The 16,703-nt window shown below is 69.5% G+C and carries 17 protein-coding genes and 1 pseudogene; 10 read left to right on the top strand and 8 right to left on the bottom strand.

Translation table 11 applies throughout. The features are described from left to right. Positions 1-123: 123 nt before the first annotated feature. Positions 124-876 carry a hypothetical protein gene (locus AB0D18_RS39755; protein ID WP_362430587.1) on the bottom strand — a complete coding sequence of 251 codons (753 nt, stop codon included), beginning with the start codon at positions 874-876 and terminating at the stop codon, positions 124-126. Positions 877-1,149: 273 nt separating this feature from the next. Between AB0D18_RS39755 and AB0D18_RS39750 the strand changes: the two genes are divergently transcribed. Then, positions 1,150-1,743: an ATP-dependent DNA ligase gene (locus AB0D18_RS39750; protein WP_362430586.1), complete on the top strand. Its 594-nt coding sequence runs from the start codon at positions 1,150-1,152 to the stop codon at positions 1,741-1,743. Between the two features lie 242 nt (positions 1,744-1,985). Here AB0D18_RS39750 and AB0D18_RS39745 read toward each other — a convergent pair whose 3' ends face one another. After that, a complete protein-coding gene (locus tag AB0D18_RS39745; RefSeq protein WP_362430585.1) occupies positions 1,986-5,603 on the bottom strand; it encodes a tetratricopeptide repeat protein in 3,618 nt (1,205 codons plus the stop codon). A 150-nt stretch (positions 5,604-5,753) separates the two neighbouring features. Here AB0D18_RS39745 and AB0D18_RS39740 point away from each other — a divergent pair, with 150 nt between their 5' ends. The 3 genes and pseudogenes from AB0D18_RS39740 to AB0D18_RS39730 form a co-directional block, all read left to right on the top strand. Further along, positions 5,754-6,128: a hypothetical protein gene (locus AB0D18_RS39740; RefSeq protein ID WP_362430584.1), complete on the top strand. Its 375-nt coding sequence runs from the start codon at positions 5,754-5,756 to the stop codon at positions 6,126-6,128. Between the two features lie 309 nt (positions 6,129-6,437). Beyond that, entirely contained in the window at positions 6,438-7,469 is a 1,032-nt protein-coding gene (locus AB0D18_RS39735) for a hypothetical protein (protein WP_362430583.1), read from the top strand. Positions 7,470-7,605: 136 nt separating this feature from the next. Further along, positions 7,606-7,968: pseudogene (locus AB0D18_RS39730) on the top strand (ATP-dependent DNA ligase); the annotation flags it as partial. A 365-nt stretch (positions 7,969-8,333) separates the two neighbouring features. Here AB0D18_RS39730 and AB0D18_RS39725 read toward each other — a convergent pair. Continuing rightward, positions 8,334-9,218, bottom strand: coding sequence for an ETEC_3214 domain-containing protein (locus AB0D18_RS39725; RefSeq protein ID WP_362430582.1), 885 nt, complete (start codon positions 9,216-9,218; stop codon positions 8,334-8,336). Between the two features lie 227 nt (positions 9,219-9,445). On the opposite strand from AB0D18_RS39725, the gene AB0D18_RS39720 reads away from it, so the two are divergent. The 3 genes from AB0D18_RS39720 (at position 9,446) to AB0D18_RS39710 (ending at position 12,209) form a co-directional block, all read left to right on the top strand. Then, positions 9,446-10,234, top strand: coding sequence for a hypothetical protein (locus AB0D18_RS39720; RefSeq protein WP_362430581.1), 789 nt, complete (start codon positions 9,446-9,448; stop codon positions 10,232-10,234). Between the two features lie 85 nt (positions 10,235-10,319). Next, a complete protein-coding gene (locus AB0D18_RS39715; protein WP_362430580.1) occupies positions 10,320-11,231 on the top strand; it encodes a hypothetical protein in 912 nt (303 codons plus the stop codon). Positions 11,232-11,501: 270 nt separating this feature from the next. Then, complete coding sequence (locus AB0D18_RS39710; protein WP_362430579.1) at positions 11,502-12,209, top strand: hypothetical protein; 708 nt, start codon at positions 11,502-11,504, stop codon at positions 12,207-12,209. A 107-nt stretch (positions 12,210-12,316) separates the two neighbouring features. On the opposite strand, the gene AB0D18_RS39705 is transcribed toward AB0D18_RS39710, so the two are convergent. Then, positions 12,317-12,478 carry a hypothetical protein gene (locus AB0D18_RS39705; RefSeq protein ID WP_362430578.1) on the bottom strand — a complete coding sequence of 54 codons (162 nt, stop codon included), beginning with the start codon at positions 12,476-12,478 and terminating at the stop codon, positions 12,317-12,319. Positions 12,479-12,869: 391 nt separating this feature from the next. Next, positions 12,870-13,031: a hypothetical protein gene (locus AB0D18_RS39700; protein ID WP_362430577.1), complete on the bottom strand. Its 162-nt coding sequence runs from the start codon at positions 13,029-13,031 to the stop codon at positions 12,870-12,872. Between the two features lie 251 nt (positions 13,032-13,282). On the opposite strand from AB0D18_RS39700, the gene AB0D18_RS39695 reads away from it, so the two are divergent. Both AB0D18_RS39695 and AB0D18_RS39690 read left to right on the top strand, forming a co-directional pair. After that, entirely contained in the window at positions 13,283-13,951 is a 669-nt protein-coding gene (locus AB0D18_RS39695) for a hypothetical protein (protein ID WP_362430576.1), read from the top strand. 105 nt (positions 13,952-14,056) lie between these two features. Continuing rightward, positions 14,057-14,479 carry a hypothetical protein gene (locus AB0D18_RS39690; protein WP_362430575.1) on the top strand — a complete coding sequence of 141 codons (423 nt, stop codon included), beginning with the start codon at positions 14,057-14,059 and terminating at the stop codon, positions 14,477-14,479. 19 nt (positions 14,480-14,498) lie between these two features. Here AB0D18_RS39690 and AB0D18_RS39685 read toward each other — a convergent pair whose 3' ends face one another. Next, positions 14,499-14,855 (bottom strand): hypothetical protein, encoded by a 357-nt coding sequence (locus AB0D18_RS39685; RefSeq protein ID WP_362430574.1) that lies wholly within the window; start codon positions 14,853-14,855, stop codon positions 14,499-14,501. A 132-nt stretch (positions 14,856-14,987) separates the two neighbouring features. Here AB0D18_RS39685 and AB0D18_RS39680 point away from each other — a divergent pair, with 132 nt between their 5' ends. Further along, positions 14,988-15,161 carry a hypothetical protein gene (locus AB0D18_RS39680; RefSeq protein ID WP_362430573.1) on the top strand — a complete coding sequence of 58 codons (174 nt, stop codon included), beginning with the start codon at positions 14,988-14,990 and terminating at the stop codon, positions 15,159-15,161. A gap of 137 nt (positions 15,162-15,298) precedes the next feature. Here AB0D18_RS39680 and AB0D18_RS39675 read toward each other — a convergent pair whose 3' ends face one another. Together AB0D18_RS39675 and AB0D18_RS39670 are read right to left on the bottom strand one after the other, a co-directional pair. Further along, positions 15,299-15,526: a hypothetical protein gene (locus AB0D18_RS39675; protein WP_362430572.1), complete on the bottom strand. Its 228-nt coding sequence runs from the start codon at positions 15,524-15,526 to the stop codon at positions 15,299-15,301. A 101-nt stretch (positions 15,527-15,627) separates the two neighbouring features. Continuing rightward, positions 15,628-16,518, bottom strand: coding sequence for a hypothetical protein (locus tag AB0D18_RS39670; RefSeq protein WP_362430571.1), 891 nt, complete (start codon positions 16,516-16,518; stop codon positions 15,628-15,630). Positions 16,519-16,703 lie beyond the last annotated feature (185 nt).

Here is a 16,703-nt window from a genome sequence, read left to right as displayed (position 1 = left end):
GCCCGCACCCGAACCAGCCCTCTGGCAGCACTTCGCCCCACCGGATAAATCCGGTGGGGCGAAACACAGGGCCCACATTCGCCAACAGCGTCCGGCTGATCGGTGCGGGCTTCGCGGGGCGTGTTACGGGTGGAGGAGGCGGTCGATGGTGGATCGGCTGAGCCGGGTGAGGGCGTGTGCGCGGGTCTTGGCGACGCCTGCGTCGACCGCCCACCGCACGAGTGTGTCCCGCTGCTGGTCGAATGCCGCCCACCCGGCCAGCAGTTCGGCGGCGACCGTAGGCGCCACGGGGGTGGTGTCGCCCGCGACTGCGCCCACGGTTTCCCAGCCGTGCAGTGCATTCCCGTGTGTCGCGAGGGGCGGGGCAAGGGTCAGGGCGATGCGCTGCCGGTCCGTGATGTCCCGGGTGAGCCGGGTGACGATGTGCTGGGCGACGGCCGCCCACTCGCCTACGGTCTCGGGGACCCCGGACTTCACCGCGTGCAGGTCCTCTTCCGTCGCGTGTCCGGCGATGGCGGGGATGTGGTCCTCCGGCCACAGTGGACCGGCTGAGACCATGAGGTCCTGGGCGCGGACTACGTCCTGCGCGCGGTGGCGCAGGGACGGGATCGGCCGCAGGGTGCGCAGTACTTTTGCCCACGGGGCGATGCGGTCGCGCTGCTTCTCCCAGTGCTCGCCGGCGTCCACCCGGCTTGCCACGATCAGCTCGTAGCGGGCCAGACGGGTAGTGCCGTCCATCAGCCACATGGTGGTGCCGGTGGCCTGACAGGTCCCTCCGCCCTCGGAGTACGTGATCCGCCCGTGACGGGCGCTCAGGTACAGACCTGCCTCACGCTGCGCGTAGTCCCCTGGGGCATGAAATTCGACGATGTCCATGTGCACACCTTTCGGAGCCGCCACCCCCACCATGGGGACGGTGTATCGAATGATACACGTCGCTCGTATCGTTTGATACACCCCATCGGTGTCCGCCCGCACCGCCCCACGAGCCCACTGACAGGCCGTCAGCCGTGCGGCAGGGCTGGGACTGCCCGAGGGTGGCAAGAGTGGGCGCCGGTTGTTGTGCCGACCTGCGGTCTGCCCGGCAGGGGTGGACGGTGGGGGCATGGACGAGATCGTGGAACGGCGCCCGCATACCGGCGGACACCCATGACGAGCATCCCCCCGGTGGTGCTCGCTCTGGCCCAGCCCGTGGACGCCCTGCCCGAGGGCCCGGGATGGGCGGCCGAGCCGAAATTCGACGGTGATCGAATGACTCTTCACCGCACCGAGAGCAGCGTGGTCCTGGGGTCGAAATCGAGCCGGGTCGTGACGTCGTCGTGGATGGATCTCGCCGTCGCGGGAATGGACCTGGAGCCCGGGGTCCTCCTCGATGGCGAAGCGGTGATCTACCGGGACGGGCGCCTGGATTTCGGCGCGGTCCGCTCGCGGGCATCCGCCGGCGCCGCCAGGGCGAGCGCCCTGATCCGGAAGCTCCCCGCGTCCTACGCCGCTTTCGACATCCTCCACCACCCCGCCCACGGCGGCGATCTCCGCACCCGTCCCTATCGGGAGAGGAGAGCCATCCTCGTAGAGACCCTGGCCCCTCTCGGACCGCCGCTGCAGGCCGTGCCGATGACAGAGAACCTGGACGTCGCCCGCCAGTGGTGGGAGCTCCGCCCCCTGGGCATCGAGGGCCTCTTGTGGCCAGAGTTTGCCGCTGACCGATTGACCGGTTGGCGGCGGAGCTATGTAGGCCGATGACCTGGACACTGCGCGAGCCCATGCTCACCGTGACGGTGGGGGACCTGACTGACCGCCGATGAGGGCGGCCGGAGCCGAAGTTGTGAACAGGGTTTGGGCCTGTCCGTTGTCTGTGCCGGAGGAGGATCAGCGCGGGGCTTTCGGTATGCCCTCAAGGCCGTGGCGCTCTGGGGCATCCGGCCTTCGACACGTTGGCTCCCAGGCTGCGCGCAGGGCAGCGGAGCGGATTCGTCGGCGCCGTTCTACGACTCTCCTGCGCGGCGGCGGCAGTACGCGGCCTGAGTGCGTAAGCCGAGAGTGTCGTACAACTCGGCTGCTAGCAGCCACAGCCCGGCGGCCGCATCAGGGCGGCCCTGCGCGAACGCCGCCTCGGCGAGGGGCAGCAGTGCGTTGGCTTCGCCGTTGCCGTCGCCGAGGTCGTGGTACAGGGTGAGGGCGGCAGCGGCCGCTCTTTGCGCTGCCGCGTGATCCCCCCGCATCAGCGCCACTTCGGCGAGGGTCAGCAGTGCGTTGGCTTCGCCGTGGCAGTGATTGAGTTCGTGGTAGAGGGTGAGGGCGGCAGCGGCCGCCCTTTGCGCTGCCGCGTGATCCCCCTGCATCTGTGCCGCCTCGGCGAGGGTCAGCAGTGCGTTGGCTTCGCCGTTGCCGTCGCCGAGGTCGTGGTACAGGGTGACGGCGGCAGCGGCCGCCCTTTGCGCTGCCGCGTGATCCCCCCGCATCAACGCCACTTCGGCGAGGGTCAGCAGTGCGTTGGCTTCGCCGTGGCGGTGTTTGAGGCCGCGGTGTAGGGCGAGGGCGGCAGCGGCCGACCTTTGCGCCGTCGCGTAGTCCCCTCGCATCCGTGCCACCTCGGCGAGGAGCCGTAGTGCATCGGCCTCGCCGTTTGGGTGCCCGAGGTTGCGGTACACGGTGAGGGCGGCGGTGGCCGCCCTCACCGCTGCCGCGTAGTCCCCCTGCATCTGCGCCACCCCGGCAAGGAGCCGCAGTGTGTTGGCTTCGCCGTGGCGGTGGCCGAGGTCGCGGTACAGGGCGAGGGCGGCAGCGGCTGCTTCTTTCGCCGCCCCGTAGTCCCCCCGCACCGCAGCCTCATTGGCGATGATCCACAGTGTGTTGGCTTCGCCGTGGCGGTCACCGAGGTCGCGGTACAGAGTGAGGGCAGCAGGGGCCATCCCTTCCGCCGCCGCGTGGTCACCCCGCATCCGCGCCCCCTCGGCGAGAGCCCACAGTGCGTTGGCTTCGCCGTGGCGGTCGCCGAGGTCGCGGTACAGGGTGAGGGCGGCAGTGGCCATCCCTTCCGCCGCCGCGTGGTCTGGCTGCATCTGCGCCGCCTCGGCGAGGGCCCAGAGTGTGTTGGCTTCGCCGTGGCGGTCGCCGAGGTCGCGGTACAGGGTGAGGGCGGCAGTGGCCATCCCTTCCGCCGCCGCGTAGTCATCCAGCCTCCGTGCCACCTCGGCGAGAGCCCACAGTGCGTTGGCCCGCGTGGGCAGGTCGCCGAGACTATCGGCGATCTCCAGGGTGGCGGTGAGTAGATCGTGTGCCACCTCGCGCTGATAGGTCCGCTCGGCCTGCCGGGTCACGGAGATGCTGTTGGTCTCCTTGTCCCGGACGGCTGCGCTGTCCGACTCTGCACTCTTCTGAAAGTGGTTGGCCTGGCTGAGGAGAAGTGGGGGGCGGCAGCGCGGGTCGGTGCAGCGCTGGACCGCGGTGAGGCCGTGGCGGATGTGGTGTTCGGCGGTGTCGAGGTCCCAGTGGGTGAGGGCGAGTTCGGCGCGGTAGTGGTGGGCGAGGGCCTGGATGTGCGGGTGGTCGGGGGCGAGTTCACGGGCGCGCCGCAGATGGTGGCGGGAGCGGTCCCAACGGGATTGGTTGAGGGCGGTGCGACCGAGGAGGAGGTGCAGGTGCGCGTGGATGGCCGCCGAGGCGAGGTCCTCCCCGACCGGCACCGCGGGCAGCGCCTCATACACGGTCCGTGGCACGTCACTGCCGCCGGAAGGTTCCGGGCCGGTAAGGACGGCCTGGGGGGCGGCGGAGTTGCTGTTGTGGTGGAGGGCGTCGGTGAGCAGAGTGCCAGCGAGGGGGAGGTCTCCGGTGTTCAGGACCGCTTCGGCGTAGGCACGCTGAAGATCGGACGGCGGGTCGTCGTGCAGGGTGAGGGCGGTGTGCCAGTGGGTGACGGCGATCGCGAAGCGGTAGCGTTTCCAGGCTCCTTGCCCGGCCAGTCGGGCAGTGGCGGGTAGCGCCGGGTGGTGCGGGTCGGCGGTTCGGTAGAAGTTCAGGGCGCGTTCGGCGTGGGCCTGGCTGTCGGCGTGCTCGCCTGTGTGGTGGTGGAGCCAGGCACGGGCGAGGTGGGCGTCGGCGAGGTGTTCCGGCTGCTGTTTTGCCAGTGTGCCGCGGGTTTCGGGGTCGAGGGCGAGGTCCGTGAGCAGCCGGATTTGGGGCAGGTCGGGGGGTGCGCTGGACAGGGAGTGGGCGAGCGCGAGGGCCCAGGCCGTGACGGTTTCGCCGAGGACGAAGCGGTGGCGTGTCTCCTCGGCGGAGAACCGGCCGCTGTTGATGGCCTGGTGGTAGGCGGCGGCGGCCCGATGCAGGCGGGGCAGAATCTGGTCGGCCGACGGGAGCTGGTGGTCCTGGAGGGTGTAGGTGTCCAGGAGCCAGCCCCGGACTGTCTGGTGCAGGCGCCACTGGTCGGTGCCGGTGACGGGCCGGAGGGCGCTCAGGGCGCTGAAGCGCTGGAACCAGTCGTCGTTGCTCCCGGCCCCCGCGTCCAGAGCTGTGCCGCCTGCGCCGGCGACGGTGCGCAGCGCGCCCAGGGTGAAGGTGCGCAGAACGACGGCTGCCGGGAGCAGGGCACGGTGGTCGGGGGCCAGGCGCGGCAGGAGGTGGGCGGTGACCCAGGCCGAGCGGGGCATACGGGTCAGGTCCTGCACCGCCTGCGCGGTGGCCGGGGCGGTGGTGAGGGCGGTGGTGGTGAGAATGTCGGCGAGCCAGGCGGCTTCGACGGGCAGGCTGGGGCGGTCGAGTTCGGTGGTATCGGGGAGGCCGCGGCGGGTGAGGTAGCTGCGGGTGACATCAGCGGTCCAGGCACGGAGCTCGTGGACCGCGCAGGGGAAGGTCCCGATCGTCAGGGGCGTGGGGGACCCGGCGGGCGCAGGGGTGAGGGTGACCGGTTGACGGTGGGTGGCGGCGAGAACGACGCGCAGGCGGGGCATGCGGGTCAGGAGGCCGGCGAGGACGGCGGTGAACCAGCCGCCGAGTCCGTAGGGGTCGTGGCCGCTTGCCGAGAGGACGTCGTCGAAGTAGGCCAGGCGTTCACAGCTGTCCAGCAGCAGGACGCACCGGCGCCGCCGCACGCTCCGTGCGACCGCCTCCAGCTGGCCCTGCCACAGGAGGCGGTGCTCGCTCTGGCTCAATGCCGGCGGGTTCGCCGTCACCGGCGAGTTGCTGATCACCCCGCCCCGGGAGGCGAACGCCGACGCACTCACCGTCACCCGGCTCGTGGTGCCGATCCGGGCGGCACGGCGGCGTGTCCACGGGCGGTACCACCACGGCGCGGCCTGTGCCAGGCGCACCCCGACCTGCCGCAGCAGCAGCAGTGCGGCGTCGTCGGCTCCGCTCTCGGGCCGTGCCATGCCGTCGACCAGCCGGTCGGTGTCCAGGACACCCCCGAACACGTGCGGGCACTGGTCGGCGGTGCGTTCCAGCACGGTCGACTTGCCCGTCCCCGGCACACCCGTCACCAGCAGAACCCGCACCACCTTGCCCGCCGCGGGCCCGCTCACCTTCTCGTCACCGTCCACCACGGCGCGGATCGCGGCGAGCGCCTGCCTGCGGTCGGTGAACCACGCCCCAGCGCCGCTCATCCCCCCACCCCCTTCGGGGGCCACCCGTACCGTCGAGGATCCGAAACGGAGCGGATGAACACCCCTGTGGATACAAGGATTTCAGCTCTACCGTGGTGAGGGGAAGACAACGCACAACTGCGCACACCCACACCAATTGCGGGAGGACCCATGGAGCCCAGGACAGTTGCGGTCGCCGGGGTCCTGGTCAGTGTGGCGACCGGTGTGGTGACGAACCTGGTGACCGAACGGTGGAGCTGGACGCTGGGCGCAGCCCTGGCCGTGCTGGTCGCCGTCGGGGCATACCTCGCCGTGCAGGCGTCCAACGGCTCTTCCCGTCGCACCCGCGCCCGCCAGACCGCCCGCCGCGGGGGCCGCATTACCCGCTCGGGCATCACCGCGAGCGGCGATGCCGACGCCCAACAGCGGGCCGACCGCGACGGACAGATCAGCAACTCGCCCATCACCGCACGCGACAGCGACGCCGACCAGCGCGCCCGCGACGGCGGACAGATCACCGACTCAGAACTCGATCTCGGCCCCTGACCTATTCGTAGTGCTAGACGCGCGGTCAGTGACCGACTGTGCACAAGGGATCGTGCTGAAAAGACTGGACGGTGCGTATCCGCGGGGGCGCACCGGGGCGTGGTGAGTTGACTGCACCAACTCATTCGGCACTTGGTGTGGTCTTCGATGGGGGAGGCTCTCGCTGTGGCAGTCGATCGCAGTCAGCTGTTGTTTGGACGTACAGGCCTGTTCTGGTCGGTCGTGTGGTGCCGCGTACCCGAAGGCGGAGGCAAAGGGTGCAGATGTCATGATCGGCTCCGACTGGACTCGGCGGTGGGGTGGTGTGCCGTGGATGAATGGCGGACCGATCCGACGTTCGCGATGTGCCGGGCGCTGGCGGACGGGGCGGAACTCTCCTCGTTCGCGGGCGGGCCGTACGACGTGCGGGCGGCGGCGGCCGCCATCCGGCCCGAGACCAAGGATGGACTTCTCCTCGACGAGGTCCCCTGGGAGAACTTCCCGGACGGCGATCGTGTCAGAGAGGCCGTCCGCCTACTGCACACAAGTGACTCGCCCAGCCGCGCCGGAGTGGGCGTCGTAGGCGGCTTGTGTGCCAACGACATGCGGGCCGCCGCCGTTCTCGCCGTACCGTTCCTGATCCGCATCGCCGCCGACCCCCGCCACCCTTACCGAGCCGACGCGCTCGCCGAGGTTTCCTGCCCGGCTCGCGCCCGCTACTTCGGCGTTGCCTCCCGGGATGAACTGCTGCTCCACCGTGACGACACCCAGGACGGCGACCTGTACGACGACTACGGCGTCGAGGTGTCCGGTTACCCTGCCGGCTGGTCGGTCGCCGCCGCCCGGGCTGCGATTACTGCCGACACCGCTCTCCTACAGCCCCTTCTCGGTGACCCCGACCCGTCGATACGCATCGACACCGCCTACACACTGGCCACCGCCGCAGACCACGACCGCGCGGTCCGTACTTCCTTCCAAGACCGGCTCGCCACCGAGCAGGACCCGACCGTCAGCGCCGCCTTGGTCCTCGCCACCGCTGAAGTGACCCGCGCTCATCCCCACTCGCGGACCATCACGTGGATGCGAGAGCGGTGGCGGCAGCAGACACAGGTGCCCGAGGTCCGGCTGGCCGCTGCCATCGGCTGGCTCTGCCTCACCGACGAACCCGTTCCCGACGACTTGCGTGCCACCGTCGACGACCTCGCCACCGACGAGCGCGCCCACGCCATGGACGCCCTGCCCTGGATGGCCATCGCCAGCGGATCCGACGAGACCGGACTACAACGATGCGTCCGAAAGATGCTTCATCCCGACCAGCCCGACCCTCCGGATTACGACGACCCGTGGGCCCCGCGCCGTTGACGGCGAGAGCAAGCCACCACCTCTAGCTCCTCACACGTACGACTGAGACAGACCGCGTCTGTGTCTGTGCACGCTGACGCTAAGAACAGCCCGAGGGCGCCGCTCTCTTGAACGAGACGCCCTGGTGCAGTTAAGGATCAAGCTGAGGCATGTCCGGACCGCCGACGTGGTGGTCGGTGGGTGGGTGTCTGGCAGGGGAGCACTGTCCGGCCTGCCCGGCGCCGTCCTGGTCGGCGAGAGCGACGGGGCAGGTGGGCTGCAGTACGTGGGAAGCGTCGGCACCGGCTGGTCGGCGCGCGAACGCGCCGACCTCGCCCGCCTCCTGGCCGTCGCCACGGTCGACGACTGCCCGTTCACCACGGTCCCGGACGTGCCCGGCGCCCGCTGGGTGCTGCCCCGCCTCGTCGGCGAAGTCCGCTACGCCGCCCGCACCCGCGCCGGGCTCCTGCGTCACCCTGCCTGGCACCGGCTGCGCCCGGACCTCGCTCCGGGCATCTGAGAACCGAAGCCGGGCAGCGGGCGGGCGTCCCGAAGCGGGGCGAGCTGCTGCCCGCGTCCTCACCTCACGGGGCGTGACGCCTGCGCAGGACGGGGAGGCCGCGCCGATCTGCGGGTTCCGACCTAGGAGTAGGTTCTCAGCGTCCACGCCACTTGCCGATGCTGTGACCTGGTCCTTCTTACGGACTATCCCACCGAGCCGCCCGGGAAATTTCTCAACTCCGGGCCATCTCCGGCCCTGGGGGACCAGCGGTAAAACCGTTGGCGCCAGCACTGGAGGTTCGAGAGCGGATCCGAGGGGACGCGGTGGCCGGCATGGCCAAAGTGGTTGATCTGTGTTCGCGTCGGCCGACGCGGGTTTCCGGTTCAGCCGAGGGCGTCCACGGACCGCCTTTCCAAGCGGTTGAGCCGTCGGCGCGACCACCAGTGCCGCCAGCGGAGACGGACCCGGTTGAACCAGCTGTCGAGCACGTAGTACTCGGGCTCCGCGAGCCGAACCAGGTCCTGGTCGACCCCCAGTGAGATGCCGAAGAACTGGCCCTTCTGGAGCTCTTCGTAAAGGGCGACACCGCTGACGACGATGGTGTTGATCGGCGCCTTGGCCCGATACTCGTCCCTCTTCCGGTCCGGCATCCGATTAGCCTCGGTCTCGGCGTCGTCCCAGTCGAGCACGGGGGCCACCGGCTGATAGCCAATGTCATTGACGCCCACGTACCAGCGGCGGTAGCCACCGGGGTTGCCGAAAAAGTGTTCCTCCAAGTACCCGAACCTGCGGTTTCCCAGCCACGCCCGATATTCGTCGGGCCGGTAGAGATCGGACAGGAGGGATTTCCCGAGGCGGACGCGGGTGTCACCAACAAGGACGCGGGGACGGAACCACCAGCTGGTGGTGGTGATCCCGTACATGACCAAGACATCGTCCTCGGACCAGGAGACCATGTAGGCCAGCCGGGAGAGCGACCAGGTTCGTACGGTGATCTCACGTTCCCGGTCCTTCGCTTCCGTGCCCCTGTTCTCTTCGGCGTCGGGGGCGACCATCCGCGTGCAGGTCATCGTGGACTGCCACTTCGGCTCGCCGAGCAGAGCCTCCACGTAGTCGCTCCGGACGCCCGGGGCTACTTTGCGGAGCTGGGCGATGAGGTGTCGGCGGCGCCCGAGAGTGAGACGCCACCCCACCAGGACGGCTTTGCCCAGGGACATGACGGCGACGAGTACCCCCGCCAGTTGCCAGAGGTTGAGCGTGGTGTTCATCGCTGCAGAATGCCGCACCCCGACCCTCCTTGACCGAAGAGTTCGAGGCCTTGTCCGCGCTCTCCCTCGACCAGGCCGCCGGCTGGCCGGTCGTGTGCAAGGCGGAATGCCTTCAGCGCACCGGCTCCTTCAAGTTCCGCGGCGCCTACCACCACGTCTCCTCCCTCCCCGCGAATGGAACTTCGGATCGGTCAAAGACTTGACTGGTCAAGTTTTTGACTGGCAGGGTGGGTTTCCTGATCGAGGAGGAGGAGTTCCCTGTGCGGCGTAGTGACGAGCCCGGTCCTGTCATCAAGTTCCCCCGGGGCGTGACCCGGACGTTCGACCAGTGGCTCGGCCTCCTGCACGAGGAGGGGCTTACCTGGCTGACCCGGGACGATGTGATCGAGCACCTGAGTGCGGTCGCCGTGTGGGTGATGGAGCGGGGCACGTCCACCGAGAAGTTCTACCGCGACCCGCAGACGGGACACCTGACGGATCTGCGGGTGGAGCCCCCTACCGAGACCGAGACGCGCGGGCGTCTTCAGGACCTGTGTGTCCGGGCGGGCTGGCCGCTGCTCCTGCCCGACGGGAAGCGGGACCACACCACCCCGGCCGCGCTGGCGGTGAGCCGGGCCAAGAGTCGTCTTACCGAGGCGATGCTGGCCGACAGCATCGAGCAGAAGGCCAGCGCGAACACGATCGCGGAGCGGGCCCGCAACGCCCAGAGCAGACCCACCACGCTCAAGATCCTGGCCGCCGAACTGTTGCGGCACGACACCGTCCAGGCCCTGGCACCCCTCTTCGACGCCGACGTCGCCCTGTTCGTCAGCAGCGTGAACGGCCGCGACGTGAGCCTGTTCACCGCGTGGGAGGACGAACCGCAGGAGGTGCGCCTGCGTCACCTCGCCGACGCACAGGCCCACTTGGACGCCGCGCGCCTGCAACTGCACGACGAAACGAGCGGCGAGGCCGTGCAAGCCAGCTGGCTGGCCGCCGACGACTACCCCAGAGCCGAGGTACGCCGCCGCCCCTAACCCGGCCACGCGCACAAGGCCACAGGCCTGTACGCCCCCGGCCCATCCACCCCACCGAGAACCGACCGACGTTCAGGAGAGAGCCGTGGACGACGAAAAGCCGCGCCGCCGTCCGACCCAGGTGATGATGCGCCCCGATCTGGACGCCCGGACCCGCGCTCGCATCCACCGCTACCAGAACCGGGGAGACCTGACCGGCTGGGACCAGCTGATGGGCTGTGGCGGGATGCTTCTGCTCGCCCTGTTCTTCGCAGTGACGCTCGGAGACAACTTCCTGGCCGAGCTGCTGCTGAACGAGGACATCCCCCCGGGACTTGACCGTGCCCAGCAGGTGCTGCCGCTGTTCGGGGCGGCCCTCGGAGCGCTCGCGCTCACTTGGGGCGTCGGCTCCGCGCTCTCCCGCAGAGCGGCACGCGAAGCCGCGGACGACCCCGGCAACTGGGTGGAAGCGGAACTCGAAGGGGAACTGACCGAGCAGGCGCACGCCCTGAACGGGCGGGTCCAGCAGGCCATCACCCGGATCCGCGCCTCCCAGGTCCACCAGTGCGACCTGATCGACCGCGCACGCAACGACCTGCTCCTGCCCGAGGCCGCCCAGGACATCAAGGACGCGCTGCACGCCTACAGCCGCCTGGTCCGTGAGGAACCAGACGCACCCCAAGGCGGCGTGGTCGCCGAGCTCGTGGCCCGCCGCCGCACCACCCTCGACCAAGGGCTGCAACCGGTCACCCGGCGGATCGAAGCACTGGAGGCCTACGCCGAGCAGACGGCCGTCGCGGACGCCCGCTACCGCGAGTTCGAACAGCTCCAGCAGCTCACCGACGGCCACGACCGGGTCCTGGACTTCCTCGCCCGCACCACCCGCGACGAGCTCGCCGTCACCGAACTCGAAGGAATCACCGAGGAAGCCGCCACGATCGCCGCCACACTCGCCCAGGCCCTGCACGACGCCAGGGAACAGGCCGCCGCAGCCCTGCCCCCGCACCCCCACGCCTAAAAGCGAGCCCGTCCGCCTGGTCAAGGCGACGCCGCGCGGCTGACCACCGATCACCCACCGCAGGAGTCATCGTGACAGGACGAGCACCGCGTGGCCGTCCACGATGCTCAGGGCGTCGGGTGGGCAGGGCCGCGATCCGTGCGAGGTGCTGATCTTGCAGCGGGCATCCTTCTGCGGGGACAGGATGGCTTCTGCCAGTCAGAACTGAACGACCTGGGGCGGGGTAGCCTCCCGATTCAGTTCACGTCAGCGGATCGCAGGGAGACGACGATGACGATGACTTCCGTCTGGGACCGGACCTCCGCATGGAGTGGCGTCGTCTATGCCCCGGACGTCCCGCTTGCTGAGCGCCGGCCTTTCAACCGGGAAGCCCGGTTGCCGCTGTCTTCCGGATACTCCGGATACCAGCGGGCATGTCGGCGCTTCCGTAAGCGCTGGCAGGGCCGGGCACTGCTTCTGGACGACGCGCGGGTCGTGACCCCGCGCGACATCAGCGTATGGCGCGTCCAGGAGTCCTGCGGGCAGGTCTGGGAAGCGGGCCGGTCGCTCGCGGGTGTGCTCGACCTCGGAGAGCTGGAATACCGGCTGAGCGATGAACTGTGGATGTGCGCACAGCTCGCTCATGAGGCGGCGAAGCTTTTCAGGGAGACGTACGACACCTCGGCCGCCCGGAAGGTACTCGAAGATCAGATCGCCGAGCGCCAGCGCCGCTTGGCCATGCTCCGCGACGAGTACACGGCCTTGTATGCCGAAGGCGGCGCCGACCCGGCCGCGGTGTCCGACACCGTCCGCGAGGCTCTGCTGCGCGCTCAGAGCCTCGGCGAACACCGTCCCATCGATGACGCCGTGATGTGGACACAGTCCTTGCGGGAGATCGTGGTCGAGTATCAGGCCAGCGAGACCGAGCAGAGGGTGACCGGAGCGGGAGTCCCACACAGCGCTGCGGGCGAAAGTACCCAATTCGTTTCGGATCGATGACCGTCACGGCGGGCACCGCCACGCACCCCACCGCGCAACCGCGCCCGGGGCTTCCTCACCCGCACCTGACCCCCGACCGGGCGGCGGCCCGCACATGCCCGACAGGCTCAGGAATCCTGACGGACCACGCCCTGGACGTACCGGTCGACGAGCGGGGCCAAGTAGTCGACCTGCGGGCCGTGCAGTCCCGCCAGGTCCTTGACCGAGTGGGCCAGGGCCATGCGGTCGAGCTCCGGCTCGCGTCCCCGTGCACGCTCGGCAGCCGCCATCGCGGCGAACCCGCTCGGACAGCACACCCGCCGGGAGCGCTGGGGCCAGATACGTCAGGCCGACACTTCGGTGCGTACGGTTGCCGCGCTCCCGCGCACGTCTGGGCGCCGCACACGGCGTCCAGGCGACCTGTGACCCGCGGGTGGTGGGCGGGGCCGGGATTTTCGGGCAGGTGCTCAGGGTCATGGACTTCGCACCACGGCCGTGGAGGCCGCCAACGTCCGCACAACAACCCCAATCTCAGAGGGTTTTGAGGATCTGCGGGTGGTCTTGTCGTGGTGTCCTCTCATCAAGGCGGAGCGACCGAAGCGACCGGCGAACGAGGGCGCCCGCTTCTGCGGGCGCCCTCCTGCGTGCGTCACCGTGCCCCGGTCTGCCGCTGCTCGCGCGTCAGAGGGGCTGACGCCAACTCAGCTGTTGGGCGAACGTGTCGTCGTCTTCCGCGTAGTAGGCCTCGGTCTCTGCTGTGATGCCCGCACAGAGGCACCGCGCGGTGGGGAATTCGAGGGTGGGGCACTCGTCGTAGTGCCCCTCGGGATTGTGACTGCTCATTGAGCCTCCATGGTGTGGGTCTTCTCCTGGTAGTACCCCTGGCGGAACTGAACGGTGGAGATGGACAAATCTGTGACGGGTGGTGCGGGTGGGGGGTGAATCTCGCCTCGCGTACGCGAGCGGGTATCTGACTGAATGATCCGAACTTGCATGTTTTCAGGGGAAGTTGACAGGTTTGTGGTGCTCTGTCATGTTGTCGTGTCATCGGGCCGGGAGCGGTAGGCGACCGGTGGTGCGAGAGGGAGAAGCCCATGGCGGAACAGATGCGAACGCCACCGTTGGAGACCGCGGAAGAGGCGAAGCGCAGCCGGGACCTGGTGGGCGAGATCTCCGCTCTGAATGAAGGGCACCGGCAGTTGGAGAACGCTCCGTGGGCGCCGACCCGGTCCGGGGACCGGCTGGTCGTCGCGTTCGAAGCGGTCGGCGACAACCCCGGGTTCACGGAGACGTACGAGGTGATCTCCAGTGGGTTGGAGCACTGGCCGGAGCAGACGGAACTGCGTCTGGTCGGGCACACCGCCCCTCATGACCAGGTGGGGTTCTATGCCGGGTCGCCGGCGCTCTCGGGCGGTGACGCGATCGAGACGGTGTGGATGGAGGCCGGCCCCGACCGGCTCACCGTCCTCCGGGAAGGAAAGGTCCTGCACCAGGGGAGCCGCACTCCTGGCACCGTGGGACGGCGCGGCGCGGAGCGCGCCGGATTCTTCCGGGAGGGGCACGTCTACAGCAGCCAGGACGGCTACACGGCCCCCGAGGAGGTCTGGGTGATCGACTGCCGCCACGTCACGAAAACGCCCGCCGGCGAGCGCATCGCGTTCGGGTTCGTCCGCATCGGCACTGACCGGAAGTGGACCCCCACCGGCCTGGGGGGCTCGGATTGGAACCGGGTCCAGTGGACCGAGGAGAAGCCGCAGGCGTGACGTGACACGGAGCAGGCAGGGGTGCCCGCTTCGGCGGGCGCCCCTGCCTGCTGGCAGGCCCGACACCCGGGAGCCTGGTTGCTCGTTGGGTGGGTCATGAGACGAATGATCATCGGTGCAGTGGTGGCAATGGCTGTGCTGGCTCCCCTGTCTGCGGACGCGGCTGCGCCCGCGCGCGACGACGGTCCGCAGTCTGTCGCCCTGCTGGTGCAGCGCTCGAATGTGAGGTGGGCGAACGCACTCGCGTATGTGTGGAAGGAGAAGGGAGGATTCCGCATCAAGGGTGAGCTCATCGTGGCCGGCAAGGCCTGCGGTCGTCTGGAGTCGGTATCGCCCGGGGTGACCGGGGGGACCAGCGAGATCAAGAGGGTGTGCAAGAACTCGCACGGGGGCGAAAGGCGGGTGACGTTTTCACGGTGGACGAAGCGGCCTGCCGTCCGGCTGGTGATTGAGGACCGGTGGCTCCCTGACAAGCACAGTGAGTCGAAAGGACTTCACGGCGTCACGGAGTTCCCGCACCACGTGTAGTCACACTGGACGGCGCGGTTCAGGGCAGAGTGTGCGGAAGCTCGGGCCCGGCAGCGGTCCGCCCGGCATTCGTGACTGTCAGCCGGCGCCCGGTACGGCCCGGTGCCCAGCGCAGTCCGTGGCGGGAGCCCTCGTATTCAGGTACCGGCTCCAACTCTCCCAGGGGCACGAGACCCGCGTCCAGCAGCACTTTGAGGGTGTTCGCGCGGATAGTCTGCTGGTGGCTCCACGGACTCCAGCGCGTGACGGGGTTTTCGGCGAGGAGACCCACCAGGTGTCCGCTGCGGGTAGGGATCGTCCAGGCTGCGAACGCGCTACCGCGACTTCTCCGGGCGATCGCGGTCAGGATTTCGGTGGCTGAGGGGTCGATCGTCATGGAGTGAGCATGGTGGGTGCCGCGGGGCTGGTCCGCTCCTGCGGCACACACGGCCGGTGACCTGGCTCACGTACGCCACCGCTGCGTGTCTGAGGGTGAGGTGAGGGTGTTGGCAGGTCATGACTGATCTGAATGCCGCCCGTCCCGGCGGCTGGGAGCCCGGCGTTCAACGAGGCCTGGTTCGACGCGATGGACCTGATCACCGCACTCGGCACCGTCGACGCGACGGCGGAGCAGCTGCTCGCCCCTGCCCGTGCCGCGCTGGATGCCCTGTACGACCACGTGGAACAGGCGGAGCGGCGGTGACTCGCGACCGACCCCAGCGCGGACGCCTGCGACATGTGCGGTGCCCCGAATCCCTGACTCGGAGGCCGGCATCCTCGACCGCTAGGAGCCGGCCTCCCTCACCCCGCGCGTGACTGTCGGCCGCGACGGGGTGCGTCTCAGGCGTTGTCGTGCTCGCGGGTGTAGTGGTCAGCGGCCTGTTGGTGGGCGTTGCCTTCGTTGACGGCTGCTCCGGCTGTCGGGCAGCTGGGGGTGGTGCAGGACCACAGCCACGGGTGCTGGCGGTCGGCGGGCTCGGGGTGGGGGCGGACGGTCCAGGGTGCGGCCCAGAGTCCGAGTCGGGCGGCTTGGGCGAGTTCGGTGGTACGCCTTTCGGTGGTACGCATGGGAGACTCCTTTGTTCTGATCAGCAGTCAGTGCCCGAGGTAGTCGGCGCCGAGGGAACCTGGGATTCGCAGGGCCGGGCCCGCGCCGTGCGGTGGGGCTTCTACCTGGTGTGTCCACGGCCTGGGCCGTGGCCGGGGCGAGAGGCCCACCAGCGCTGTACGGCGCGAGGGTCGTACCAGGTGCCGGGGCGGCCTCCGAACGTGAACGACGGAGGGAAGAACGGCGCCCGGCGGGGACGCTCCCGGCGCGCGGCCCGGGAAGCCGCCTGGCGCAGCGCGTCGGGGGTAGTGCCGAGGAGGTCGTGCATCTCGGAGAGCATCATCATCGGCGGCAGACCATCATCGAGGTCTGCCAGTGCTGTCCGTGCCTCCTTCTCGGTCGCGTGGACCGTGTGGTGTGCGGAGACCTCTTCGTATCCGTACGGCGGCCGGGAGTTGGGGGCCTGCACCAGGTCGGCGGTCTGCCACAGGTGCCGCACGGTGCCGTCGGCGCATGTGATGTCGTAGCGGGTCAGGGTCAGCGTCCGGCGGACCGTGCAATCGGGGGCGGCGGCGCGCTCGTCCCGCCGGACGTCCACGGTCTCCTCACTCTCGCTGACCGCGTGCTGCCAGGGAAGCCACACCTCCGGTGCGACGGCCGGTGAATCGGAGGTGTGGTTGCGGGCCGTGGCGATGAGCTCCAGCGGAAAACGCGCGGTCTCGTACCGGCGGTGGTCGGCGTACCAGCGCAGCGGGTCCGGCGCGGACATCGGGTGGTGCGGGCGCGCGCGGACGAGCAGCCCGTCCGACCAGGCCGTGAAACGGGAGGTGCCCTCGGCGGAGATGTGGAGCGGCACCGGACCGGTGGACCAGGTGACCTCCTGGCCTTGGAGTTCCGGGTACATGTCGATGGCGGCTCGTGCGGTGGCGGCGTCCACGTAGTAGGCGTGACCGTACGGGGAGGACTGGTTGATGCGGATGCGGGTGGCGGTGTCGTCGATCTCAGGCAGCACGGGGTCTCTCCTCACATAAAGACGTCACAATCAATGTGACACCTTTATGTGGGCAGGGCAACCCTGCTCGTCACCCGGACCACGAGGATCACGACAAGCACCGTGCGGCAGGGCGGGAACGCCCCGAGGGACGAGAGTGGGCGCCGGGCGCTGTGTCGACCTGCGGTCTGCCTGGCAGGGGTGGA

The organism is Streptomyces sp. NPDC048442 (assembly GCF_040651475.1).
Classification (GTDB): Bacteria; Actinomycetota; Actinomycetes; order Streptomycetales; family Streptomycetaceae; genus Streptomyces.
Note: the sequence above shows the minus strand (reverse complement) of the source record. Positions and strands in the feature narration are given on the sequence as shown.